19 protein-coding genes and 1 tRNA gene are annotated in these 20,920 nt (G+C 72.5%); 7 read left to right on the forward strand and 13 right to left on the reverse strand.

The window, feature by feature from the left end; all coding sequences use genetic code 11:
- Window positions 1–198: 198 nt before the first annotated feature.
- On the reverse strand, window positions 199–495 hold the full coding sequence (locus OG985_RS35975; protein ID WP_371672554.1) for a hypothetical protein: 297 nt from the start codon (window positions 493–495) through the stop codon (window positions 199–201).
- A gap of 112 nt (window positions 496–607) precedes the next feature.
- Between OG985_RS35975 and OG985_RS35980 the strand changes: the two genes are divergently transcribed.
- Window positions 608–1,576 carry an NADP-dependent oxidoreductase gene (locus tag OG985_RS35980; RefSeq protein ID WP_371672555.1) on the forward strand — a complete coding sequence of 323 codons (969 nt, stop codon included), beginning with the start codon at window positions 608–610 and terminating at the stop codon, window positions 1,574–1,576.
- 71 nt (window positions 1,577–1,647) lie between these two features.
- On the opposite strand, the gene OG985_RS35985 is transcribed toward OG985_RS35980, so the two are convergent.
- The 4 genes from OG985_RS35985 to OG985_RS36000 all read right to left on the reverse strand — a co-directional run bounded on the left by OG985_RS35985 (window position 1,648) and on the right by OG985_RS36000 (window position 3,929).
- Complete coding sequence (locus OG985_RS35985; protein WP_371672556.1) at window positions 1,648–1,971, reverse strand: DUF202 domain-containing protein; 324 nt, start codon at window positions 1,969–1,971, stop codon at window positions 1,648–1,650.
- Complete coding sequence (locus tag OG985_RS35990; RefSeq protein ID WP_371672557.1) at window positions 1,968–2,360, reverse strand: YidH family protein; 393 nt, start codon at window positions 2,358–2,360, stop codon at window positions 1,968–1,970. Before OG985_RS35990 ends, OG985_RS35985 begins: the two co-directional genes overlap by 4 nt.
- 126 nt (window positions 2,361–2,486) lie before the next feature.
- Window positions 2,487–3,002 carry an NUDIX hydrolase gene (locus OG985_RS35995; protein ID WP_371672558.1) on the reverse strand — a complete coding sequence of 172 codons (516 nt, stop codon included), beginning with the start codon at window positions 3,000–3,002 and terminating at the stop codon, window positions 2,487–2,489.
- Window positions 3,003–3,035: 33 nt separating this feature from the next.
- The gene (locus OG985_RS36000; RefSeq protein ID WP_371672559.1) at window positions 3,036–3,929 is read right to left on the reverse strand and encodes a DMT family transporter; all 894 of its coding nucleotides are present in this window, start codon (window positions 3,927–3,929) and stop codon (window positions 3,036–3,038) included.
- A 387-nt stretch (window positions 3,930–4,316) separates the two neighbouring features.
- Here OG985_RS36000 and OG985_RS36005 point away from each other — a divergent pair, with 387 nt between their 5' ends.
- The 4 genes from OG985_RS36005 to OG985_RS36020 all read left to right on the forward strand — a co-directional run bounded on the left by OG985_RS36005 (window position 4,317) and on the right by OG985_RS36020 (window position 8,292).
- The gene (locus OG985_RS36005; RefSeq protein ID WP_371672560.1) at window positions 4,317–5,267 is read left to right on the forward strand and encodes a hypothetical protein; all 951 of its coding nucleotides are present in this window, start codon (window positions 4,317–4,319) and stop codon (window positions 5,265–5,267) included.
- A gap of 43 nt (window positions 5,268–5,310) precedes the next feature.
- Window positions 5,311–6,855 carry an APC family permease gene (locus OG985_RS36010; protein ID WP_371672561.1) on the forward strand — a complete coding sequence of 515 codons (1,545 nt, stop codon included), beginning with the start codon at window positions 5,311–5,313 and terminating at the stop codon, window positions 6,853–6,855.
- 101 nt (window positions 6,856–6,956) lie between these two features.
- Complete coding sequence (locus OG985_RS36015; protein WP_371672562.1) at window positions 6,957–7,682, forward strand: molybdopterin-dependent oxidoreductase; 726 nt, start codon at window positions 6,957–6,959, stop codon at window positions 7,680–7,682.
- Window positions 7,666–8,292, forward strand: coding sequence for a cytochrome b/b6 domain-containing protein (locus OG985_RS36020; protein ID WP_371672563.1), 627 nt, complete (start codon window positions 7,666–7,668; stop codon window positions 8,290–8,292). Before OG985_RS36015 ends, OG985_RS36020 begins: the two co-directional genes overlap by 17 nt.
- A gap of 221 nt (window positions 8,293–8,513) precedes the next feature.
- Here OG985_RS36020 and OG985_RS36025 read toward each other — a convergent pair whose 3' ends face one another.
- The 4 genes from OG985_RS36025 to OG985_RS36040 form a co-directional block, all read right to left on the reverse strand.
- The gene (locus OG985_RS36025) at window positions 8,514–9,542 is read right to left on the reverse strand and encodes an L-idonate 5-dehydrogenase (protein ID WP_371672564.1); all 1,029 of its coding nucleotides are present in this window, start codon (window positions 9,540–9,542) and stop codon (window positions 8,514–8,516) included.
- A 13-nt stretch (window positions 9,543–9,555) separates the two neighbouring features.
- The gene (locus OG985_RS36030) at window positions 9,556–10,314 is read right to left on the reverse strand and encodes an SDR family oxidoreductase (RefSeq protein WP_371672565.1); all 759 of its coding nucleotides are present in this window, start codon (window positions 10,312–10,314) and stop codon (window positions 9,556–9,558) included.
- 10 nt (window positions 10,315–10,324) lie between these two features.
- On the reverse strand, window positions 10,325–11,722 hold the full coding sequence (locus OG985_RS36035) for a GntP family permease (RefSeq protein WP_371672566.1): 1,398 nt from the start codon (window positions 11,720–11,722) through the stop codon (window positions 10,325–10,327).
- Between the two features lie 68 nt (window positions 11,723–11,790).
- Window positions 11,791–12,309, reverse strand: a complete 519-nt coding sequence (locus OG985_RS36040; protein ID WP_371672567.1) for a gluconokinase — start codon at window positions 12,307–12,309, stop codon at window positions 11,791–11,793.
- A 141-nt stretch (window positions 12,310–12,450) separates the two neighbouring features.
- Here OG985_RS36040 and OG985_RS36045 point away from each other — a divergent pair, with 141 nt between their 5' ends.
- Entirely contained in the window at window positions 12,451–13,152 is a 702-nt protein-coding gene (locus OG985_RS36045; RefSeq protein WP_371672568.1) for a FadR/GntR family transcriptional regulator, read from the forward strand.
- Window positions 13,153–13,170: 18 nt separating this feature from the next.
- On the opposite strand, the gene OG985_RS36050 is transcribed toward OG985_RS36045, so the two are convergent.
- From OG985_RS36050 to OG985_RS36065, 4 genes are all read right to left on the reverse strand, one after another.
- Window positions 13,171–13,596, reverse strand: a complete 426-nt coding sequence (locus OG985_RS36050; RefSeq protein ID WP_371672569.1) for a YchJ family protein — start codon at window positions 13,594–13,596, stop codon at window positions 13,171–13,173.
- A 22-nt stretch (window positions 13,597–13,618) separates the two neighbouring features.
- Complete coding sequence (locus OG985_RS36055) at window positions 13,619–14,944, reverse strand: M1 family metallopeptidase (protein WP_371672570.1); 1,326 nt, start codon at window positions 14,942–14,944, stop codon at window positions 13,619–13,621.
- Window positions 14,945–15,030: 86 nt separating this feature from the next.
- Window positions 15,031–18,897 (reverse strand): Pls/PosA family non-ribosomal peptide synthetase, encoded by a 3,867-nt coding sequence (locus OG985_RS36060; protein ID WP_371672571.1) that lies wholly within the window; start codon window positions 18,895–18,897, stop codon window positions 15,031–15,033.
- 300 nt (window positions 18,898–19,197) lie between these two features.
- Window positions 19,198–19,285: transfer RNA gene (locus OG985_RS36065), tRNA-Leu, on the reverse strand.
- A gap of 218 nt (window positions 19,286–19,503) precedes the next feature.
- On the opposite strand from OG985_RS36065, the gene OG985_RS36070 reads away from it, so the two are divergent.
- Complete coding sequence (locus tag OG985_RS36070) at window positions 19,504–20,829, forward strand: M20/M25/M40 family metallo-hydrolase (protein WP_371672572.1); 1,326 nt, start codon at window positions 19,504–19,506, stop codon at window positions 20,827–20,829.
- Window positions 20,830–20,920 lie beyond the last annotated feature (91 nt).

Raw genomic sequence — 20,920 nt, forward strand, 5'->3', positions numbered from 1 at the left:
GTCCGCGGGCGCGTGAACGGTCCGCGCGTGCGTGCACGGGGTCACGTCGCGTGAACGGGACACGACCAATGATGCCGACCGGTCGGTATGTCGTCCAGAGGAGAGGCCGAACGTGATCGGAGCCACGATAGGCCGACAGCCCCCCACGTGGTGCGGCGGGGAGCTGTCGGCCGGTGTCGCCGGTTTGTTCCGGTCGGGTCAGTGGTCGTCCCAGTGACCGTCGTGCTCGGCGTGCCGGTGACCGTCGTGGAGGTAGTCGACGTGGTCGCCGTGCGTCACCCTCGGGTGCCCGCACCCCTCGCCGTGGCGGTGCTCGTGGCTCTCGTGCGAGACGTGCCCGCCGGGCTCGCACTCGTCCCAGTGTCCGGAGTGCTCGCGGTGCAGGTGCCCGTCGTGCGCGTAGTCGACGTGGTCGCCGTGCCGCACCTCGGTGTGACCGCAGTGCGGACCGTGGGTGTGCGGGTGGGAGTCGTGTTCCTGGTGAAGGGTGGTCATGGTGCTCACCTTCGGGGTACTGGGTGATGACGTCGGACAGGCTGCCACGCGAACGGCGCATATCCGGGCATCCGGCTTGCGTGGCGTCCGAGTACCCCGGAGGGTCGGTGGCATGAAGGGCATCAGTTACAAGCGGTACGGCGGACCCGAGGTACTGGAGTACGGGGAGGTGCGCGACCCGAAGGTCGGGCCCGACAGCGTGCTGGTGAAGGTCCGGGCGGCGTCGGTGAACCCCGTCGACTGGAAGTGCCGCGAGGGATATCTCGACGGGCTCCTCGACGCCGTGTTCCCGGTGGTCCCCGGCTGGGACGTCTCGGGGGTCGTCGTGCAACCCGGTGCGGCCGTCGCGGAGTTCGCCGTCGGGGACGAGGTCATCGGCTACGTCCGCGAGGACTTCCTCTCCCGCGGCACCTTCGCCGAGTACGTGGCCGCGCCGGTGCGGACCCTCGCGCGCAAGCCGCGCAACCTCTCCTTCGAGGAGGCGGCCGGTCTGCCGCTGGTGGGGCTCACCGCCTATCAGGTGCTCATCAAGGTGCTCCAGGTCAGGCGGGGCGAGACCGTACTCGTGCACGCGGCGGCCGGCGGGGTCGGTTCGATCGCCGTCCAGCTCGCCCGCAATCTGGGCGCCCGGGTGATCGGCACGGCGAGCGAGGCCAACCACGACTTCGTCCGGGGCATCGGCGGGGAGCCGGTGACGTACGGCGAGGGGCTGGCCGAGCGGGTGCGGGGCCTGGCGCCCGAGGGTGTGGACGCGGCCTTCGACACCATCGGCGGCGCGACGCTGAAGACCTCCGCCAACCTGTTGGCCCCCGAGGGCCGGCTGGTCTCGATCGCCGACCCCGACGTCGTCGACTACGGGGGCCGCTACCACTTCGTGCGCCCCGACTCCGAGGACCTGCTGCGGCTGACCGAGCTGGTGGAGTCGGGCGTGGTGTCGGTGCACGTGTCCGACACGTTCCCGCTGGAGCGGGCGGCGGAGGCGCACCGCCTGAACCAGGAGGGGCGGACACGGGGCAAGATCGTGGTCACGGTGGAGTGGGAGCCGGAGCCGGGGGCCGAGCCGGGAGCCGTGGGTTATTAGTCCGCACGGAAGTACCGGTCGGGCCGGGCGGCCGGAAGACCGGCCGGGGACCACGGCGGACTCCGGTCCGACTACAGCACCAGCGCCGCCCCGCACACCGCCAGGGCCACCGTGAGCAGAGCCGCCGCGGTGGCGTGACGCGGGGGGAACGCCTGGGGGGCGGACGCGCCGGCCAGGACGCGGATGCGGTGGTGGGCGACGAGCAGGAAACCCAGCCACAGGGCGCAGCAGAGGGCGCAGACGGCGAGCGAGGTCGGCGACAGCCCGCCGTGCAGGGCCGACTTCATGGCGAGCAGGGCGGCGACGGTGCTCGCCAGCGTCGTACGCCGCCACGCCAGCCGGGTGCGTTCCGGCTGCAGCCCCGGGTCCCGGTCCGGGGCCGCCGGGGCGCTCACCCCTCCCACCGGGCGAACACGACGACGACCATGGCGACGGCCACCACCGCGACCAGCAGGCTCAGCAGCGCCGGGAAGCGGGACACCGGCAGATCCTCGCCCCGGCGCATCGCCCGTTCGCAGCGCACCCAGTGGTTGACCGCGCGCAGGGAGCACAGCACGCCCGCCCCGAGCAGCGCGAGCGCGAGTCCCACCCGCCAGCCCCAGCTCAGGTCGGGCAGGAACTGGTCCACGGCGAAGCCGCCGCCGATCAGCGCGAGCGCGGTGCGCAGCCAGGCCAGGAAGGTGCGTTCGTTCGCCAGCGAGAACCGGTAGTCGGGCGTACCGCCCTCGCGGCGGATCTCCTGGGGTGCGAACCAGAGCCGTGCGTTCCGTGCGAAATCGATCACTACGCGACCCTATCCAGCCGTTTCCCGCGAGAGGCCCGCCGCCGGAGTGCGGTACGCCACCCGCGGACCCGTCGTGGCCGGCCGGGCGGTCTCCCGCGCCACCCGCCGGGCGCGATCCGGGCCCGGTCAGCCCATCGACCTGAACGCCCTCAGCCGCTCGTACGCCGCCAGACCGTCCGGCACCCACTCCCAGTCCGTCAGGCGGCGCAGTACCTCGTCCTCGGGCAGGAACTCGTGCCAGGCCACCTCCTCCGCCTGCGGGCTGACCGGCAGGTCGCAGCGGACCTCGTAGACCGCCGACCACCAGGTCTGTCCGGTGCCGTCGTCGTAGAGGAACTTGAAGAGGAACTCGGGGCGGGGCAGGCCGGTCACGCCCAGCTCCTCCTCGGCCTCGCGCAGGGCGGCGTCGTCGTAGGACTCGCCCGCGCCGACCACTCCGCCGACGAACATGTCGTGGAGGGAGGGGAAGACGAGTTTGGTGGGGGTGCGGCGGTGGACGAAGAGGCGCCCGTGCGCGTCCCGGGCCTGGATGAAGACGCAGCGGTGGCGCAGGCCCTTCGCGTAGGCCTCGCCGCGCGGGGACCGGCCGATCACCCGGTCGTTCTCGTCGACGATGTCGAGGATCTCGTCAGCAGCGCTCATGACCCCATCCAAGCAGGGCTCCCGGCGAGCGGTTCAGTGCGGCTGGAGGTTCCGTCGCTGGGCCGGCACCGCGCAGCCCCGGGGCATCGCGGGGTGCAGCCCCAGCAGGACGATGCCCGCCACCACCGCCGCGAGCCCGGCCGCCTCCCAGGCCAGGGCGCCCGTGTCGGTGCGCAGCCGGTCGCCGAGGAAGCCCACGCCGCAGATGATGCCGGCCAGCGGCTGCGCCGCGGTGAGGGCGGGCAGGGACATGCGCAGGGACGCCGTCTCGAAGGCGCTCTGGACCAGGACCAGCCCGGTGACGCCGAGCGCGAGGACCGCGTACGGCTGCCAGCCGGTCAGCAGCTCCGCCAGGCCGCCCTCGGAGAACCGCTGCCCGCTGACCCGGGTCAGCGCGTCCTGGAGTCCGTAGAGCAGGCCCGCGGCCAAGGCCAGCAGAACGGGGCCGGAGCTCAGCCGGGAGCGCTTCGCGTACGTCGTGAGCAGCAGGGCGAGCCCGATCATGACGCCGATGATCAGCCAGTGGCGGAGCGGATCGGTGACGGCGCTGCCGCCGCGCGGCTCACCGGCCACGATGAACGCGGTCACGCCGCCCGCGAGCAGGAGCAGGCCCGCCCAGCCCTGGCGGCCCAGTGGCTGTCTGGTCTGCCGACGGGAGAGGGCAAGCGCGAAGAGGAGGTTCGTCGCCAGCAGCGGTTCGACGAGAGAGACCTCGCCCTGGCCGAGCGCGATCGCGCCGAGCACCATGCCGGCCACCATCAGCCCTATGCCGCCGAGCCAGCGCGGCACCTTCATGAGGTCCAGGAGCAGGCGCGGGGAGAGGAAGTCGCTCAGTGGTGCCTGCTGGGCCGCGTTCTGCTGGAGCACGAACCCGAAGCCCAGGCAGCAGGCGGCGCTCACGGCGAGAATCAGAACCAGTAGGGACACGCTTCGTACCTCGATCGTCAGGCCGGGCCACGGGGTGCGTAGGGGCGACTGTAGCGTCCCAGTGCTCGGCTTGGTCCTGGGAGTACCCGGAATCGGGCAGTCGACCCGGTCGCGGTGCCCGGTGGTGCCGGGCGGCGGCGCGACCTTTCACGCCATGGTGCGGTGCCGGGGCGCTCAGCGCCATGGCGTGGGCCACAGCGTGACACGGAGCGCAGGGGTCAGGCGAGTCCGGTTCACCCCAACTTCCCCACCCGTCACAGCGGTTGACGCGTGTAACGCCAGGACCGCCCTTGACGACAACCCTTGGTGGGGGGTTTGCTGTGTGTGATCAATCGATGGCAAGCCGACAACAGACGACGAGCCGTGTCGCGTGAGGAAGTCTCCGCGGTGTCTCCACCCCCACCACCCCTGGGCCGCGGCCGCAGGCGCGCCGCCCAGGCTCTCGACACCGCTCTGGACGACACCGAGCTGGTCGCCGCGCGCGCCGCGCTGGCCCAGGGCCGGTGGCAGGCCGCCCGTACGCTGCTGACCCGCACCGCGGACGACTGGGACCGTCGCGGACACCGGGTCGCGGTCCTCGCCCAGGAGCCCTACAGCGCCCCCTGGGCCCGTGACTGGCTGCTCGCCGAACCCGAGTCCGCCGACGCCTCGGTCCTGCTCGCCCTCGCCCTCGTCCAGCGCGCCCTGCGCGGCAAGGAGAAGCCGGTCCGGGCCCGCGAGGCCTGCGTGGGCGCCGCCGCCCGTGTGCCCGTCGACCCCACCCCGTGGCTCGGTCTGCTCATGCTGGAGTGCGCCCTGGGCGCCGAGGACGAGGCCGTCCGGCTCTTCGGGGAGGTCCGCGAGCGCTACGCCGACCACCACCACGCCCACCACCTGATGATCGCCCGGCTCGCCGAGCGCCACGCGGACGCCGGCCCGGACCCGCTCCACGAGGTCTACGACTTCGCCAACCTCTGGGCTGAGCAGGCCCCCGCCGACTCGCCGCTCGCGATCCTGCCGGTCGTGGCGCACGCCGAGCGCTACCGTGCCCTCGCCGCCGCCGGACACGAGCCCGCCGAACCGGCCCGCTCCGCCCACTGGACCGGGCGCCGGGCCCGCCAGGTGATGAAGGCCGCCTTCGACTGGTGGCTGGAGTGGGAGCACGACGGCCACCCGCGCCGCCTGGTCGACCTCAACTTCCTCGCCCACGCCAAGGTCTGCGAGGGCCGGGGCGCCGAGGCCGCCGCCCTGTTCCACCGCATCGGCGACCACCCCACCGCCGCCCCCTGGGCGTACCCGGACCGCGACCCGTACACCGCCTTCCGTGCCGCACGCGAGACCGCGCTCGGCACGGCGTAGAACCCCACCCCCGCTGCGATCCCCAACAGAAGGACGGTCCCCGATGACGACGGGCAGTTCGAGCACGAGCAGACCCACCGCCGCCGACGGCATCAGCACGTTCAAGGGGCGGGAGCGCGCGCTGAGCGCCAACCGCCTCGGTACGGGGGGCCTGCTGCTCTCCGTCCTGGCCGCGACTGCCCCTCTCATGGTCGTCGCTGGTGTCATGCCCACCACATTCGCGGTGATGGGCATCGTCGGACAGCCGCTCCTCTTCGTCGTCCTCGGCGTGGTCCTGGTCCTCTTCAGCGTCGGGTACGCCGAGATGAGCCGCCACGTCCACAACGCCGGCGCGTTCTACGCCTACATCTCCCGCGGACTCGGCGGCACCGCCGGCGCGGGCGCCGCCCTGGTCGCGCTGGTCGCCTACAACGCCCTCCAGGTCGGCATCTACGGCATCTTCGGCTACGAGGTCTCCGGGCTGTTCGACACCTACGCCGACCTGCGGATCGCCTGGTGGATACCGGCGCTGGCGGCAGCGCTGGTCGTCGGCGCGCTGGGCTGGCTGAAGATCGACGTCAACGCCCGGGTACTCGGCGTGCTGCTGGTCATCGAGGTCGCGCTGGTCGTCATCTTCGACATCGCGGCCGTCGCCGACCCCGCCAAGGAGGGGCTCTCGCTGCACGCCTTCAACCCCGACACACTCACCGGCGCCGGCGTCGGCACCGCCCTGTGCTTCTGCATCGCGGCCTTCCTCGGCTTCGAGCAGGCACCCGTCTACGCCGAGGAGACCAGCCGGCCGCACATCCTCGTGCCGCGCGTGATGTTCCTCGCGGTCGGAGGCGTCGCGGTCTTCTTCGCGCTCAGCAGCTGGGCCCTGACCGTCGCCGCCGGACCGTCGGCGATCGTCGGCGAGTCCCAGAAGCAGAGCGCCGGCCTGCTGTTCTCGCTCACCGACTCCCGGCTCGGCGGCACCTTCACCGACGTCCTGCACATCCTGTTCGTGACCGGCATGTTCGCGGCCCTGCTCAGCTTCCACAACGTCGTCGCCCGCTACGCCTTCGCCATGGGCCGCGAGGGACTGCTGCCCGCCGCCTTCGGCCGGACCACCGGCGCGAGCGGAGCGCCCGGCACCGGCTCGCTGTTGCAGACGGCGGTGTCCGTGGTGACCGTGATCGCCTTCGCGATCGCCGACGACAAGCCGGCCGGCGACCCGACCGAACCGGTCCTGCACCTGTTCACCTGGTTCGGCAACATCGGCGCCCTCGGCGTGATCGTGCTGATGGCCGCGGCCTCCGCCTCGGTCGTGGTCTTCTTCGCCCGCCGCGGCGCCGTGGGGGCGCAGGCCTGGCGGCTGGCCACCTCCGCGGTCGCCGGGGTCGCCCTGCTCGTGATCGCCGGCTACACCGTCAAGGACTTCGACGTCCTGGTCGGCGCCGGCCCCGACTCGTCGCTCAGCTGGCTGCTGCCCGGGATCATCGGCCTCGCCCTGGTCGTCGGCGTGGCGCAGGGCCTGCTGCTGCGTGCTCGCAGGCCCGAGGCGTACGCCCGGATCGGCCTCGGGAACGAGGCGTTCCAGCTGGAGAAGGCCGCGGAGGAGGCGTCGTAGCGGAGCCGCCTCCTGAGAACGACGTAAGAAGTGCTTACGGAACCCTGACGAGCACCCGCCCGCCCTGGCCCCGCCGGGGTCGCGGGTGTTCGAATGGGTCCGTGAACTCGCAACAGCCCGAGGAGCGGGGCAAGCCCGTCGGCCGCCGCGTCGTCCTCGGCACTCTCGGCCTGGGCGCTCTCGGCGTCGTCGCCGCGCCCACCCTGCAACGCGGTCTGGAGTCCTTCCTCGGCAGCGCCGCGGACAAGGACCCCACGGGCCTGACGGGCCTGCTCCCGAACGGCGGCGGCTTCCGCTACTACTCGGTCACCTCCTCGGTGCCCCACAGGAACGCCGAGAACTACCGTCTCACCGTCGACGGCCTCGTCGACCGTCCGAGGGACTACACGCTCGCCGACCTCCGGGCGCTGCCCCAGACCCGGCTGGTCAAGGACGTCCAGTGCGTCACGGGCTGGCGCGTCCCCGGGACCCCCTTCGAGGGCGTACGGCTGTCCCGGATCCTGGACGCCGCGGGGGTCCGCGCCTCGGCCGGGGCGGTGCGCTTCCGCTGCTTCGACGGCGCGTACACCGAGAGCCTCACCCTCGACCAGGCCCGCCGCTCCGACGTCCTGGTCGCACTGCGCATGCAGGACAAGGACCTCGGCCACTCCCACGGCGGCCCGGTCCGGCTCTACGTGGCCCCCATGTACTTCTACAAGTCCGCCAAGTGGCTCTCCGGCATCACCGTCACCGAGGACGTGAAGCCGGGCTACTGGGAGGAACGCGGCTACGACGTCGACGCCTGGGTCGGCCGTTCGAACGGGCGGGACGATGAGCGTACGAGCTGAGGCGGCGACGCCGCCGGCCTCCCTGATCCGCCGCTTCGGCCGGGCGCAGCGCTGGGTGCACCGCACGACGGCCGCCCTGATGGGCGTGTGCGTGGTCACGGCGGCCTGTCTGTACGTCCCCCAGCTCGCCGAGATCGTCGGGCGCCGCGAGCTGATCGTCCGGGTCCACGAGTGGGCCGGGCTCGCCCTGCCCGTACCCGTCCTGGCCGGCCTCGTCTCCCGCGGTTTCCGCGCCGACCTGGGCTTCCTGAACCGCTTCGGCCCGCACGACCGGGTCTGGCTGCGGGCCGCCCTGCGCCGCGACAAGCGGCGGTCGTCCCGCCCGGCGGGCAAGTTCAACGCGGGGCAGAAGATCTACGCGGCCTGGATCGCCGGGGCCACGCTGGTGATGCTCGGCACCGGACTGCTGATGTGGTTCACCCACCTCACCCCGCTGATGTGGCGCACCAGCGCGACCTTCGTCCACGACTGGCTGGCCCTGACCGTCGGCATCGTGGTGGCCGGCCACATCGGCATGGCGATCGGCGACCCGGGAGCCCGCCGCGGCCTGCGCACGGGTTCGGTGAGCAAGGAGTGGGCGGAACGCGAGCATCCGCTGTGGCGGCCTTGAGCGGAGCAGGGGCCTTCGGGGGCTGTGAGCGGGTTCGGTGAGCGAGGAGTGGGCCGAACGCGCGCATCCGTTGTGGCGGCCTTGAGCGGACCGGGGGCCTTCGGGGCCTGCGCACGGGTTCGGTGAGCAAGGGACTGGGCCGAGCGTGCGCATCCGTTGTGGCGGCCCCGCGCCGCGCCGGGAGCCCGCCCGCCGCCCGCGGGGGCATCGCTCCGGCCGGCTCAGAGCTCGCCGAAGTCCAGCAGCACCTTGCAGGACCGGCCCCGGTCCGCGGCCAGCGCGAACGCCGACTCCGCCTCCGTGACCGGTACGACCGCGCTGATCAGGGAGTCGAACGCGGGCCCGGTCGCCAGCAGGGCGAGCGCGTCGTCGAACTCGGCGTCGAAGCGGAACGCCCCGCGCAGCTCGATCTCCCGGCTCACCACCAGGTTGCCGGCGAACGGGCTGGGCCCCGGGGGCAGCATGCCGAGCTGGACCACGACCCCGCCGCGCCGTACCAGGCGCAGACAGGTGTCGAGCCCGGCGGCCACCCCGGACGCCTCCACGGCCACGTCGGCTTCCGCCGGCCACCCGGCGTCGTCGGGGTCGTCCGCCCGTACGACGGTGTCGGCGCCGACGGCGCGGGCGTACCCGAGGGCCGTCGGGAGCAGATCGGTGACCGTCACATGGGCGGCGCCCGCCGCCTTCGCGGCCGCGACCACCAGGCAGCCGATCGGGCCCGCGCCGGTGACCAGGACGTGCCCGCCGGTGAGGTCCCCGGCCCGCCGCACGGCGTGCAGGGCCACCGAAAGGGGTTCGGCGAGGGCCGCACGGCGCGGCTCGAGGCCCACCGGAAGCGGCCGCAACTGCTCGACCGGTACGACCAGCCGGGCCGCGAAACCGCCCTGCACATGCGGGAAACGCGCCGCGCTGCCGAGGTAGCGGGTGTCCCGGCAGACGTTGCGCCGGCCGTCCGCGCACTCCGGGCAGACCCCGCACGGAGTGGCCGGATGCACGGCGACCGGCGTACCGGGCACCGGTCCTGACGCACCCTCACCGAGGGCGACGACCGTCCCCACCACCTCGTGCCCGAGCACCATCGGCTCTTGGAGCCGGAAGTCGCCGACCCCGCCGTGCCGCCAGTAGTGCAGGTCGGACCCGCAGACCCCGCCGTAGCGGACGGCGACGAGCGCCTGGCCGCGGCCGGGTGACGGGACCGGCAACCCGTCGACTCTGAGGTCTCCCTGACCGTGAATCACACAACCCAGCACCGCCAGGCTCCCTTCAGAGCACGCTCGTCATGCCGCCGTCGACGTACAGCACCTGTCCGCCGACGAAGTCCGCGGCGGGTGAGGCGAGGAACAGCAGTCCGCCCACCAGGTCCTCGGTGCGGCCCCAGCGGCCGGCCGGGGTCCGCCGGCGCACCCAGGCGCTGAACTCCTCGTCCTCGACGAGGGGTTTGGTCAGCTCGGTCTCGATGTAACCGGGGCCGAGACCGTTGACCTGCACGCCGGAGGGGCCCCAGTCCGCGCACATGCCCTTGGTCAGCATCTTCAGGGCGCCCTTGGTGGCCGCGTAGGGCGCGATGCCGGGCCGGGCCACCTCGCTCTGCAGTGAACAGATGTTGATGATCTTGCCGTGGCCGCGTTCCGTCATCCGGCGGGCCGCTTCCCGGCCCACCAGGAACGCGCTCGTCAGGTTGGTGTCCAGGATGCGGTGCCAGTCGGAGTAGGTGAACTCCAGGAGGGGAGCGCGCAGTTGCATGCCCGCGTTGTTGACGAGGATGTCCAGCGGGCCCACCCGCTGTTCGACCTCCGCGATCCCGGCGGCCACCGAGGCGCCGTCGGTCACGTCGAACACCGCCGTACGGACGTTGCCGGGCAGCTCCGCGGCCGCCTTGGTGAGGCGTTCGCCGTCCCGCCCGTTGAGGACGACCGTGCAGCCCGCCTCCAGCAGGCCACGGGCGAGGGCGAGGCCGATGCCCCGGCTGGAGCCCGTGACCAGGGCCGTACGGCCGCTGATGTCGAACAGAGGGTGACTCATCGGCGTACCCCTAGATGATCAGTGAGAGGAGCAGGACCAGGCCGCCGGCGACCACCGAGATGATCGTCTCCATGACCGACCAGGTCTTGAGGGTCTGGCCGACGGTGAGCCCGAAGTACTCCTTCACCAGCCAGAATCCGGCGTCGTTGACATGGCTGAAGAAGAGCGAGCCGGCGCCGATGGCCAGGACCAGCAGGGCTGTGTGCGCCGTCGACATGTCGGCGGCGAGCGGGGCGACCAGTCCGGCCGCCGAGATCGTCGCCACGGTCGCCGAACCGGTCGCCAGCCGGATCGCCACCGCGATCAGCCAGGCCAGCAGCAGGGCCGGGATCGACCAGTCCTTGGAGATCTCCAGGATCATCTGGCCCACGCCGGAGTCGATCAGCGTCTGCTTGAAGCCGCCGCCCGCACCGACGATCAGCAGGATGCTCGCGATGGGCGCGAGACCCAGCTCCACGGTCCGTGAGATCCGTTCCTTGCTGAAGCCGGCGGGCCGCCCCAGTGTGAACATGCCGACGATCACCGCGGCGAGCAGGGCGATCAGCGGGGAGCCGATCACGTCGAAGACGCGCTGCACGGTGTGCGTCGGGTCGTCCACGACGATGTCGACCAGCGCCTTGGACAGCATCAGGACGACCGGCAGCAGGACGGTGGCGATGGTGGCGACGAAGCCCGGGCGGTGCTCCAGCTCCTCGGACGGGCGCTGCGGAACCATGCGGTCGGGGACGGGAACGTCCACCCAGCGGGCGGCGTACTTCGAGAACACCGGCCCGGCGATGATCACCGTCGGGATCGCGACGAGGATGCCGAGCGCCAGCGTCACCCCGAGGTTGGCCTTGACGGTGTCGATCGCGACCAGCGGGCCGGGGTGCGGCGGGATCAGGCCGTGCATCACGGACAGGCCCGCGAGGGCCGGGATGCCGATGCGCATCAGGGAGTAGTTGCCGCGCTTGGCGACCATCAGCACGACCGGGATCAGCAGCACGATGCCGACCTCGAAGAACAGCGGCAGGCCGATCACCGAGGCGATCAGCACCATCGCCCACGGCATCGAGCGGCCGCCGGCCTTCGCGAGGATCGTGTCGACGATCTGGTCCGCGCCGCCGGAGTCGGCGAGCAGCTTGCCGAGGATCGCGCCGAGGGCGATCAGCACGCCCACGCCGGCGACGGTGGTGCCGAGCCCGGTGGTGAAGCTGACGATGACCTTGTCGAGCGGGGCGCCGGCGAACGCGCCCAGCGCCAGTGACCCGATGGTCAGGGCCAGGAACGCGTGGACCTTGAACTGGGTGATGAGCAGGACGATGACGGCGATGCCCGCCAGCACGGCTATGCCCAGCTGGGCGTGGCCGGCCGAGGTGATCGGCTCGACGGTGTCCGCTGCCAGCATCTCGACGCTGAGTCTGGTCACGGGTAATTCCCTTTACAGGTGTGGGAGGAGGGAGGGAAGGGAGAGAAGAGCGGGAGGGAGAAGGGGAGTTACCGGCGCGGCGCGGGAAGGGTGCCGAGCGCCGTGGCGGCCCGCTCGGTGATCTCCTCGGGGCTGCCGGAGACGTCCACGGCCACCCCGGCCTCGTCCGCGCCGAGCGGCTGGAGCGTGGCGAACTGCGAGTCCAGCAGCGCCGTCGGCATGAAGTGCCCCTGCCGGTGCGCCATCCGGCCCTCGATGAGCTGCCGGTCGCCCGCGAGGTGCAGGAACGTGATTCCGGGTGCCACGGCCCTGAGCCGGTCGCGGTACGACCGCTTCAGCGCGGAGCAGCTGACCACCCCGCCGAGCCCGGCCCGGTCGTGCGCCCAGGAGCCGATGGCGTCGAGCCACGGCCACCTGTCCGCGTCGTCGAGCGGGGTTCCGGCCGACATCTTGGCGATGTTGGCCGGCGGGTGGAAATCGTCGCCCTCGGCGTACGGGACGCCCAGCCGGGCCGCGAGCAGGGGACCGATCGTGGTCTTGCCCGTGCCCGCGACGCCCATCACCACCTCCACGTGCGGGGTACGCATCACTGCCTCGCTGTCTTCCTCGACATCGACGCCGACAACTGGCGTCGGCCACACTGAAACGCATTAGGTACGACGAATTCAAGTGTCTGTGACAAATAAGTCTGACTTTTGGCTCCGTTATGTGCCCCGTACTCTGAGTGCATGAGCACACCGGGCCGGGGTCTGCACGGCCATGTACTGGACACCCTCGGCCCCGCGATCACAGCGGGTGAGTACCCTCCCGGCAGCGTTCTGCGCACGGACGAGCTGGCTCAGCGGTTCGAGGTGTCACGCTCGGTGATGCGCGAGGCGGTCCGCGTGCTCGAGTCGATGCACCTGGTGGAGTCCCGCCGCCGGGTGGGCGTGACGGTGCGCGCCAAGCGCGAGTGGAACGTCTACGACCCCCAGGTCATCCGCTGGCGGCTGGCCGGCGCCGACCGCCCGCAACAGCTGCGCTCGCTCACCGTGCTGCGCTCCGCGATCGAGCCGGTCGCCGCGGGCCTGGCCGCCAAGCACGCCACCGCCGAGCAGTGCGCCGAGCTCACCGAGTGCGCCCTCGGCATGGTGGCCAACTCCCGCGGCCACCGGCTCCAGGAGTACCTCGTCCATGACATGGCCTTCCACCGGGTGATCCTGGGGGCGTCGGGCAACGAGATGTTCGCCCGCCTCGGCGACGTCGTCGCGGAGGTCCTGGCCGGCCGCACGCATCACGAGGTCATGTTCGAGGACCCCGACCCGGCCGCCGTCACCCTGCACGTGCAGGTCGCGGAGGCGGTCCGGGAGGGCGACGGAGTACGGGCGGAGGAGCTCACCCGGGAGATCACGGTCGGTGCCCTTCACGAACTGGACATCCTGGCGCCGTAGCGCCGCCCGGCAACCTCACTACTCGCCGGGGAACTCCCCGTCGACGTACACCCAGGCCCCGTCGACCCGCTCGAACCGGCTCCGCTCGTGCAGGGAGCCGCCCCGGTAGGAGGCCCGGAAGGTCACCGTCCCGGTGGTGTGGAAGGCCGAGCCGTCCCCCGTCCCGAGGATCTCCAGGCCGGTCCAGCGCATTCCCGGATCGAACTCGACCAGCGCCGGCCGCGTCCGCGGATGCCAGGTCCGCAGCAGGTACTCCTCGTCCCGCCGTACGAAGGCGCTGTAGCGCGAACGCATGAGCGCCTCCGCCGTCGGCGCCGCACCCTCACCCCGGTGGAACCGGCCACAGCACCTCTCGTACGGCTCGGGAAGACCGCAAGGGCAGGACGGGGCGGGAGCGGGAGCGGAGGCGGACTGCCGCCGCTTCTGCGGGGTGCGTCGAGACATGGCCTCATTCTGCCCGTCGGGCCTACCCGGTGGGCAGCGGCGGCAGCGCCGTCCCGTACACCCAGGCCTCGAACAGCTCCTCCTGCGGCTCCGCCGCGAAGCGGGCCACGTGCGCGGTGAACGTCGCCGTGGTGACGGAGCCGCCCCGGTGCAGCCCGGCCCAGCCGCGCAGCATCCGGAAGAACGCCTCGTCGCCCATCGCGCACCGCACGGCGTGCACCGTCAGCCCGCCGCGTACGTAGAGCCGGTCGTCGAACATCGACTTGCGCCCCGGGTCGGCCAGCCGCAGATCCTGCGGCAGCGAGGACAGCGACCGGTGCGCGGCGGCGGCCAGTTGCTGGGCCGTACGCCCGCCCGAGCGCTCCGACCACAACCACTCGGCGTACTTCGCGAACCCCTCGTTCAGCCAGATGTGCCGCCAGTCCGCGATGGACACGCTGTTGCCGAACCACTGGTGCGCCAGCTCGTGCGCCACCAGCCGCTCCGAACCCCGCGCCCCGTCCACGTGGTTGGCGCCGAACAGCGACAACCCCTGGGCCTCGACCGGGACATCGAGCTCCTCCTCGGTCACCACCACCGCGTACTCGTCGAACGGGTACGGCCCGAAGAGCTGCTGGAACAGGTGCATCATCGCGGGCTGCCGCGCGAAGTCCCGCGAGAACTCGGGGAGCAGATGCGCGGGAATGTGCCCGTGCTGCGGCACCCCGCCGAGCCCGGGATCGCCCAGCAGCACCGTCTGGTACTTCCCGATCGACAGCCCGACCAGATAGCTGGACGTCGGCGCCGACTGCTCGTACACCCAGGTGGTCGTGCTCGCCTTGGTGGTACGCGTCAGCAGCCGCCCGCCCGCCACCACCGCGTACGCCGAGGGCGTGGTGATCGAGATCTGGTACGACGCCTTGTCGGCCGGCCGGTCGTTGCACGGGTACCAGGACGGCGCCCCCACCGGCTGGCTCGCCACCAGCGCCCCGTCCGCCAGTTCCTCCCAGCCGAGGCCGCCCCACGGGCTGGCGACCGGCCTGGGATTGCCCGACCACTGCACCTCCACGGTGAACGTGGCCCCGGCCCGGACCGGCTTCGCGGGACGGATGCGCAGCCTGCCGCCCCGGTGCGTGTAGTGCGGCTGCCGGCCGTCCACGCGGACCCGGCCCACCCGGAAGTCGGCCAGGTTGAGATGGAACTCGGCGAGCGGCGTGCGGCCCGCTATGGCGTTGATCCGGGCCGTCCCCGACAGGCGGTTGGGGCCGGGGCGGTAGTCCAGCGCGAGCTCGTAGCGGTGCACCCGGTAACGGGGATCACCGTTGGCCGGGAAGTACGGGTCCGCACCCGCGGACTGCTGAACTGCCACTGCTGTGTCTGCTCCCTGCGCTGTGCTCGTACGTCGTGCCGGATCGCGAGAACGCGCACCGTCCTCCGGCCCCCGACCGGCCGCGTTCAGGGACGCCATGCCTCGATCGGGTTGCCGAGCCAGCGGGTGTCGTCGGGAACGGACTCCGCCGCCATCACGAGCGACGCCGGGCCCAGTGTCGAACGGGCTCCGACGGTGCTGCCGGGCAGGACGATTCCGCCAGGACCCAGCGTCGCGCCCTCACGGAGGACCACAGTATCCGTCCGCAAGATCCGGTCGTGGAAGAGGTGCGTCTGCAGGACACAGCCGCGGTTCACGGTGACCGCGTCCTCCAGCGTCACCAGATCGGTCTCGGGCAGCCAGTAGCTCTCCACCCACGTACCCCTGCCGATGTGCGCGCCCAGGCCGCGCAACAACGCCGTCAGCAGCGGGGTGCCCGGCACCGCACCGGCCAGCCACGGCACGGCCACGACCTCGACGAACGTGTCCGCCAACTCGTTGCGCCACACGAACCCGCTCCACAACGGATGCTCCCCGGCGCGGTGGCGCCCCACGAGCAGCCACTTCGCGACGACGGAGACCACGGCCGCCACCGCCCCCGCCCCCAGCAGCACCAGCCCGGACAGCAGCGGCGCCCAGGCACCCAGCGCGCACAGCGCGGCCACCGTCAGCACGGCCAGCGCCGCCGAGCAGAACACCGGCACGATCCGGCACAGTTCCACCAGCGCCCGCGCCCACAGCAGCCGCGCCGGCGGGTCGTACGTCCGGCTCTGGTCACCACCGGCCGTACTCCGCGGCAGCCTGACCGGCGGCAGCCCCAGATACGAGCTGCCCTTCTTCGCCTTCTTCGGCGTCGCCGACAGCACACCCACCAGTCCGCCGTCCGGCACGCTCCGCCCCGGCGCGGTCATCCCCGAGTTGCCGAGGAACGCCCGTCGCCCGATCTCCGCGCGCCCGACCCGCACCCAGCCACCACCGAGCTCGTACGGCGCGGTCAGTGTGTCGTCGGCCAGGAACGCGCCCTCGCCGACCGTGGTCAGGCTCGGCAGCGCGAGGACGGTCGACACCTCGGCGCCCCGCCCGATCCGCATGCCGAGCAGCCGCAGCCACACCGGCGTGACCAGCCCGGCGTACAGCGGGAACAGCGTCTCCCGCGAGCGGTCCATCAGCTGCGTGACGGTCCACGCCTGCCAGCCGATCCGGCTGTGCGTGGGATGCGTCCCCTCGCGCAGCCCCAGGCTCAGCAGCCGTACGGCGACCAGGAGCAGCAGGGCGTACGCCACCCCGAAGGCCAGCGTCGCCGGCACCAGGGCGAGGGCCGCGCCCCGCAGGGCCTCGGCCAGGCCGCCGCCCGGCGTCACGAACAGGCGGGCCACCAGCAGGGCCGCCCCGCCCGCGAGCACCGGCAGCGCGGTGAGCGCGAAGCCCGCCGCGCCGTACATCCCACGCCAGTAGGTGCCCCGGCGCGGCCGCTCCTTGGGCCAGTTGCGCTTGGCCTTGCCGAGCTTGACGGCGGGCGCGCCCGCCCACCGCTGCCCGGTGGGAACCTGCCCGGTGACGGCCGAACCGGGCGCCACCTCGGCACGCTTGCCGACCCGGGCCCCCGGGAAGAGCACGCTGCGCGTGCCGACCACGGCATGCGCACCCACCCTGACCGGGCCGATCTCCAGCCGGTCACCGTCCAGCCAGTACCCGGAGAGATCCACCTCGGACTCGACGGCGGCGCCCCGGCCCAGCCTCAGCAGGCCGGTGACCGGCGGCAGCGAGTGCAGGTCCACGTCCGGCCCGACCTTGGCGCCCAGCGCCCGCGCGTACCGCTCCAGCCACACCCCGGTCAGCGAGGTCGCCCCGCTGAACTCGGCCAGCCGCTCGGCCGTCCACAGCCGCAGATGTACGCCGCCACCGCGCGCGTGCCGGCCCGGCCGCACGCCCCGCAGCAGCAGCCGCGCCCCGCCCGCGGCGATCGCGAGCCGACCGGGCGGGCTGAACAGCAGCAGAGCGCCGGACACCACGAGCCACCAGGGGGCGGTCGGCAGCCAGGCGTACCCGGGCAGCAGGTTCCCGAGCGCGGCCAGCGGCACCGTCCAGCGCAGCCCGAGCAGCGTGAACAGCGGCACCAGGGCAAGGAGCTGGATCACCTTGGCCCGCACCGGGACCGGCGCGATCACCCGGGCCGCGCCGTCGTCCTGGGCGGACTTCTCCAGGCGGCGGGCCAGCTTGCGCAGGGTGGGCTGCTGGTAGATGTCGAGGACGGCGGCGCTCGGGTAGCGGGTGCGCAGCCGCGTGGTCAGCTGGGCGGCGGCGAGGCTGCCGCCGCCGACGGCGAAGAAGTCGTCGCGGGAACCGGTGACGGGGATGCCGAGGACTTCCGTCCACTGCTCGGCGAGCCACGCCTCGGTGCCGTACAGCCGCTCGGCCGGGCCACCGGTCTCCAGCCCCTTCAGCGGCCAGGGCAGCGCGTTCCGGTCCACCTTGCCGCTGGTCCGCGTCGGCAGGTCGCCGACGGGCGCGAGCAACGGGACGAGCGCCGCGGGCAGCTCGGCGCGCAGCTTCTCCACGGCCGCGGCCTGGTCCCAGCCGTCCTGGGTGACGACATAGCCGACCAGGAGCTGATTGCCGCCGCGAGCGGTGCGCACCGCGGCGGCGGCGCCCGCGACGCCGGGCAGCGCCTGCAGGGCCGCGTCCACCTCGCCGAGCTCGATCCGGCGGCCGCCGAGCTTGATCTGCTCGTCGGCCCGCCCGAGGAACACCAGTCCCTCGGGTTCCGCCCGGACGAGGTCGCCGCTGCGGTACGCCCGCTCCCAGCCCAGCGACCGCAGCGGCGCGTACTTCTCCGCGTCCTTCTCGGCGTCGAGATACCGGGCCAGCCCGACCCCGCCGATCACCAGCTGTCCGCTGCCGCCCATCGGCACCGGCTCGCCGGCCTCGTCGACGACGGCCAGTTCCCAGCCGTCCAGCGGCAGCCCGATCCGGATCGGCTCCGCGCCGGACATCAGTGAGGCGCAGGCGACCACGGTCGCCTCGGTGGGCCCGTAGGTGTTCCACACCTCGCGCCCCTCCGTCACCAGGCGTTGCGTCAGCTCGGGCGGGCAGGCCTCACCGCCGAAGATCAGCAGACGGACGTCGTTGAGGGTCTCCGGCTCCCACAGGGCGGCCAGCGTCGGCACCGTCGACACGACGGTGATCTCCTGCTCGACCAGCCAGGGCCCCAGATCGGCCCCGCTCCTGACCTGCGAGCGGGGTACGGGCACCAGACAGGCCCCGTACCGCCAGGCCAGCCACATCTCCTCGCAGGACGCGTCGAACGCCACGGACAGTCCGGCCATGACCCGGTCGCCGGGCCCGATCGGCTCCTCGGTCAGGAACAGCGCGGCCTCGGCGTCGACGAAGGCGGCGGCGCTGCGGTGGCTGACCGCGACGCCCTTGGGTCTGCCGGTGGAGCCGGAGGTGAAGATGATCCAGGCGTCGTGCACGGGGCCGGGACGGGCGGCGGCGGAGTCGGACGAGCCGTGGACGGCGATCTCGTGCCCCTCCCCGATCACCGCCCGCACGTCCGCCTCCCCGAAGACCAGCTCGGCCCGCTCGTCGGGGTCCTCGGCGTCCACCGGGACGTAGGCGGCTCCCGCGGCGAGTACGGCCAGGACCGCGACGTACAGGTCATTGGTGCCCGAGGGGACGCGGACGCCCACCCGGTCGCCGAGGCCGACACCGGCGGCGGCGAGCGCGCGCCGGAGGTTCTGCACCTCGACGGCCAGCGTCCGGTAGGTGAGCCGTGCCGTGCCGTCGTCCAGGGCGAGCTCGTCCGGGTAGGAGCGGACGGACGCGTCGAAGATGTCGATGAGCGTCCGCGGAGAGGCGGCCGGGCCACCGGAGAAGCGTGCCGTGTCGCCGAACCGTTCGCGGATCTCTTCGTCGAGCAGACCGAGAGCACTGCTCTCGTGTATGGCTGCCATCGGGTCCTCGCGTCTCGATCCCGGAGCCATCCGGGGCGCTGGCGGGCCCGCACCCGCAGGTCTGCCTGGGGTTGTCCGGCTCCAGCTCCGTAACAAGCCGGAAATTTTAGTACGAAGCTAGGTTCGCTCCGGCGGATCGGCCACCGGAGAAGGCCGTTCGGGGCCGACTGGACATGCTTCGCACGTCGGTGACCTGGTGATCTTCGTGGCGGGGGAGAGATGGCACACACCGGGCGGACGGGGCGCTCCCGGGCGGTACACGACGAATCCCCCGGCCGCTGAGCGGCCGGGGGATTCGGCTGGTGTCCGAGGGGGGACTTGAACCCCCACGCCCGATAAAGGGCACTAGCACCTCAAGCTAGCGCGTCTGCCATTCCGCCACCCGGACAAGGTGTGTGCCGTGCGGAGTTTCCCCCGCGGCGACAAAGGAAACATTACCAGGCTTCCCGGGGTGGCCGATCACCCCCGTCGTGCCCCCGGTGCCCCCGCATCGGCCCCCGCTCCCGCGTGAACGGCGTGTGACGGGCCGGGACCGGTCTTGGGGTGTGCGCCGGGGGAGGGGGAGGATGAGGGGAACCACCAGCAGTGACAGCGGGAGGAAGCAGCGTGAGCGAGACGGACACGGCCAGCAGCGTCACCGGCCAGGACGAGGTCGTGGACCTCTGCCGCGAGCTGATCCAGATCGACACCAGCAACTACGGCGACCACTCGGGGCCGGGCGAACGCAAGGCGGCCGAGTACGTCGCCGAGAAGCTCGCCGAGGTGGGCCTCGACCCGCAGATCTTCGAGTCGCACCCGGGCCGCGCCTCCACGGTGGCCCGGATCCAGGGCGAGGACCCCTCCCGGCCCGCGCTCCTCATCCACGGCCACACCGACGTCGTACCGGCCAACGCCGACGACTGGACCCACCACCCCTTCTCCGGCGAGATCGCGGACGGATGCGTGTGGGGCCGCGGTGCCGTCGACATGAAGGACATGGACGCGATGACCCTCGCGGTCGTCCGGGACCGGCTGCGCAGCGGGCGCCGGCCGCCCCGCGACATCGTCCTCGCCTTCCTGGCGGACGAGGAGGCGGGCGGTACGTACGGCGCGCGGCACCTCGTCGACAAGCACCCCGACCTGTTCGAGGGCGTCACCGAGGCGATCAGCGAGGTGGGCGGGTTCTCGTTCACCGTGAACGAGCAGCGGCGGCTGTATCTGATCCAGACGGCCGAGAAGGGCATGCACTGGATGAAGCTGACCGTGGCCGGCACCGCCGGGCACGGGTCGATGATCCACCGCGACAACGCGATCACCGAGCTCTCGGAGGCCGTCGCCCGGCTCGGCCGGCACACGTTCCCGGTGCGCGTCACCAAGACGACCCGGGCCTTCCTCGACGAACTCGGCGACGCGCTCGGCACCGAACTCGACCCGGAGGACATGCAGGGGACGCTCGCCAGGCTGGGCGGCATCGCCAAGCTCATCGGCGCGACCCTGAGCAACACGGCCAACCCCACGCAGCTGAACGCCGGTTACAAGGTGAACGTCATCCCGGGCGAGGCCACCGCGCACGTCGACGGGCGGTTCCTGCCCGGCTTCGAGGAGGAGTTCCTCGCCGACCTCGACCGGATCCTCGGTCCGAACGTGCGACGCGAGGACGTGCACTCCGACAAGGCCGTGGAGACCACCTTCGACGGCAGCCTCGTGGCGGCCATGCAGTCCGCGCTGCTGGCCGAGGACCCGGCCGCCAAGGCGATCCCGTACATGCTCTCCGGCGGCACGGACGCGAAGTCCTTCGACGACCTGGGCATCCGCGGCTTCGGCTTCGCACCGCTGAAGCTGCCGCCGGAGCTGGACTTCGCCGGCATGTTCCACGGTGTCGACGAGCGGGTGCCGGTGGACGCGCTGCGGTTCGGCGTGCGCGTGCTCGACCGGTTCATCGACGCGTCCTGAACCGCCGCGGCGACCCGCTATTCGACCGCGCGTACGGAATCTACTGAGAAGAGTGAATCCGACCATAAGCTCGTAGCTCCATTACTCCCTC

Source organism: Streptomyces sp. NBC_00289, assembly GCF_041435115.1.
In the GTDB taxonomy this organism is placed as follows: Bacteria; Actinomycetota; Actinomycetes; order Streptomycetales; family Streptomycetaceae; genus Streptomyces.

Excerpts from the sequence above, each read along its gene's own strand:
- OG985_RS35975 (WP_371672554.1), bottom strand. The coding sequence starts at position 495 with ATGACCACCCTTCACCAGGAACACGACTCCCACCCGCACACCCACGGT.
- OG985_RS35980 (WP_371672555.1), top strand. The coding sequence starts at position 608 with ATGAAGGGCATCAGTTACAAGCGGTACGGCGGACCCGAGGTACTGGAG.
- OG985_RS35995 (WP_371672558.1), bottom strand. The coding sequence starts at position 3,002 with ATGAGCGCTGCTGACGAGATCCTCGACATCGTCGACGAGAACGACCGG.
- OG985_RS36010 (WP_371672561.1), top strand. The coding sequence starts at position 5,311 with ATGACGACGGGCAGTTCGAGCACGAGCAGACCCACCGCCGCCGACGGC.
- OG985_RS36020 (WP_371672563.1), top strand. The coding sequence starts at position 7,666 with ATGAGCGTACGAGCTGAGGCGGCGACGCCGCCGGCCTCCCTGATCCGC.
- OG985_RS36030 (WP_371672565.1), bottom strand. The coding sequence starts at position 10,314 with ATGAGTCACCCTCTGTTCGACATCAGCGGCCGTACGGCCCTGGTCACG.
- OG985_RS36040 (WP_371672567.1), bottom strand. The coding sequence starts at position 12,309 with ATGCGTACCCCGCACGTGGAGGTGGTGATGGGCGTCGCGGGCACGGGC.
- OG985_RS36045 (WP_371672568.1), top strand. The coding sequence starts at position 12,451 with ATGAGCACACCGGGCCGGGGTCTGCACGGCCATGTACTGGACACCCTC.
- OG985_RS36050 (WP_371672569.1), bottom strand. The coding sequence starts at position 13,596 with ATGTCTCGACGCACCCCGCAGAAGCGGCGGCAGTCCGCCTCCGCTCCC.
- OG985_RS36060 (WP_371672571.1), bottom strand. The coding sequence starts at position 18,897 with ATGGCAGCCATACACGAGAGCAGTGCTCTCGGTCTGCTCGACGAAGAG.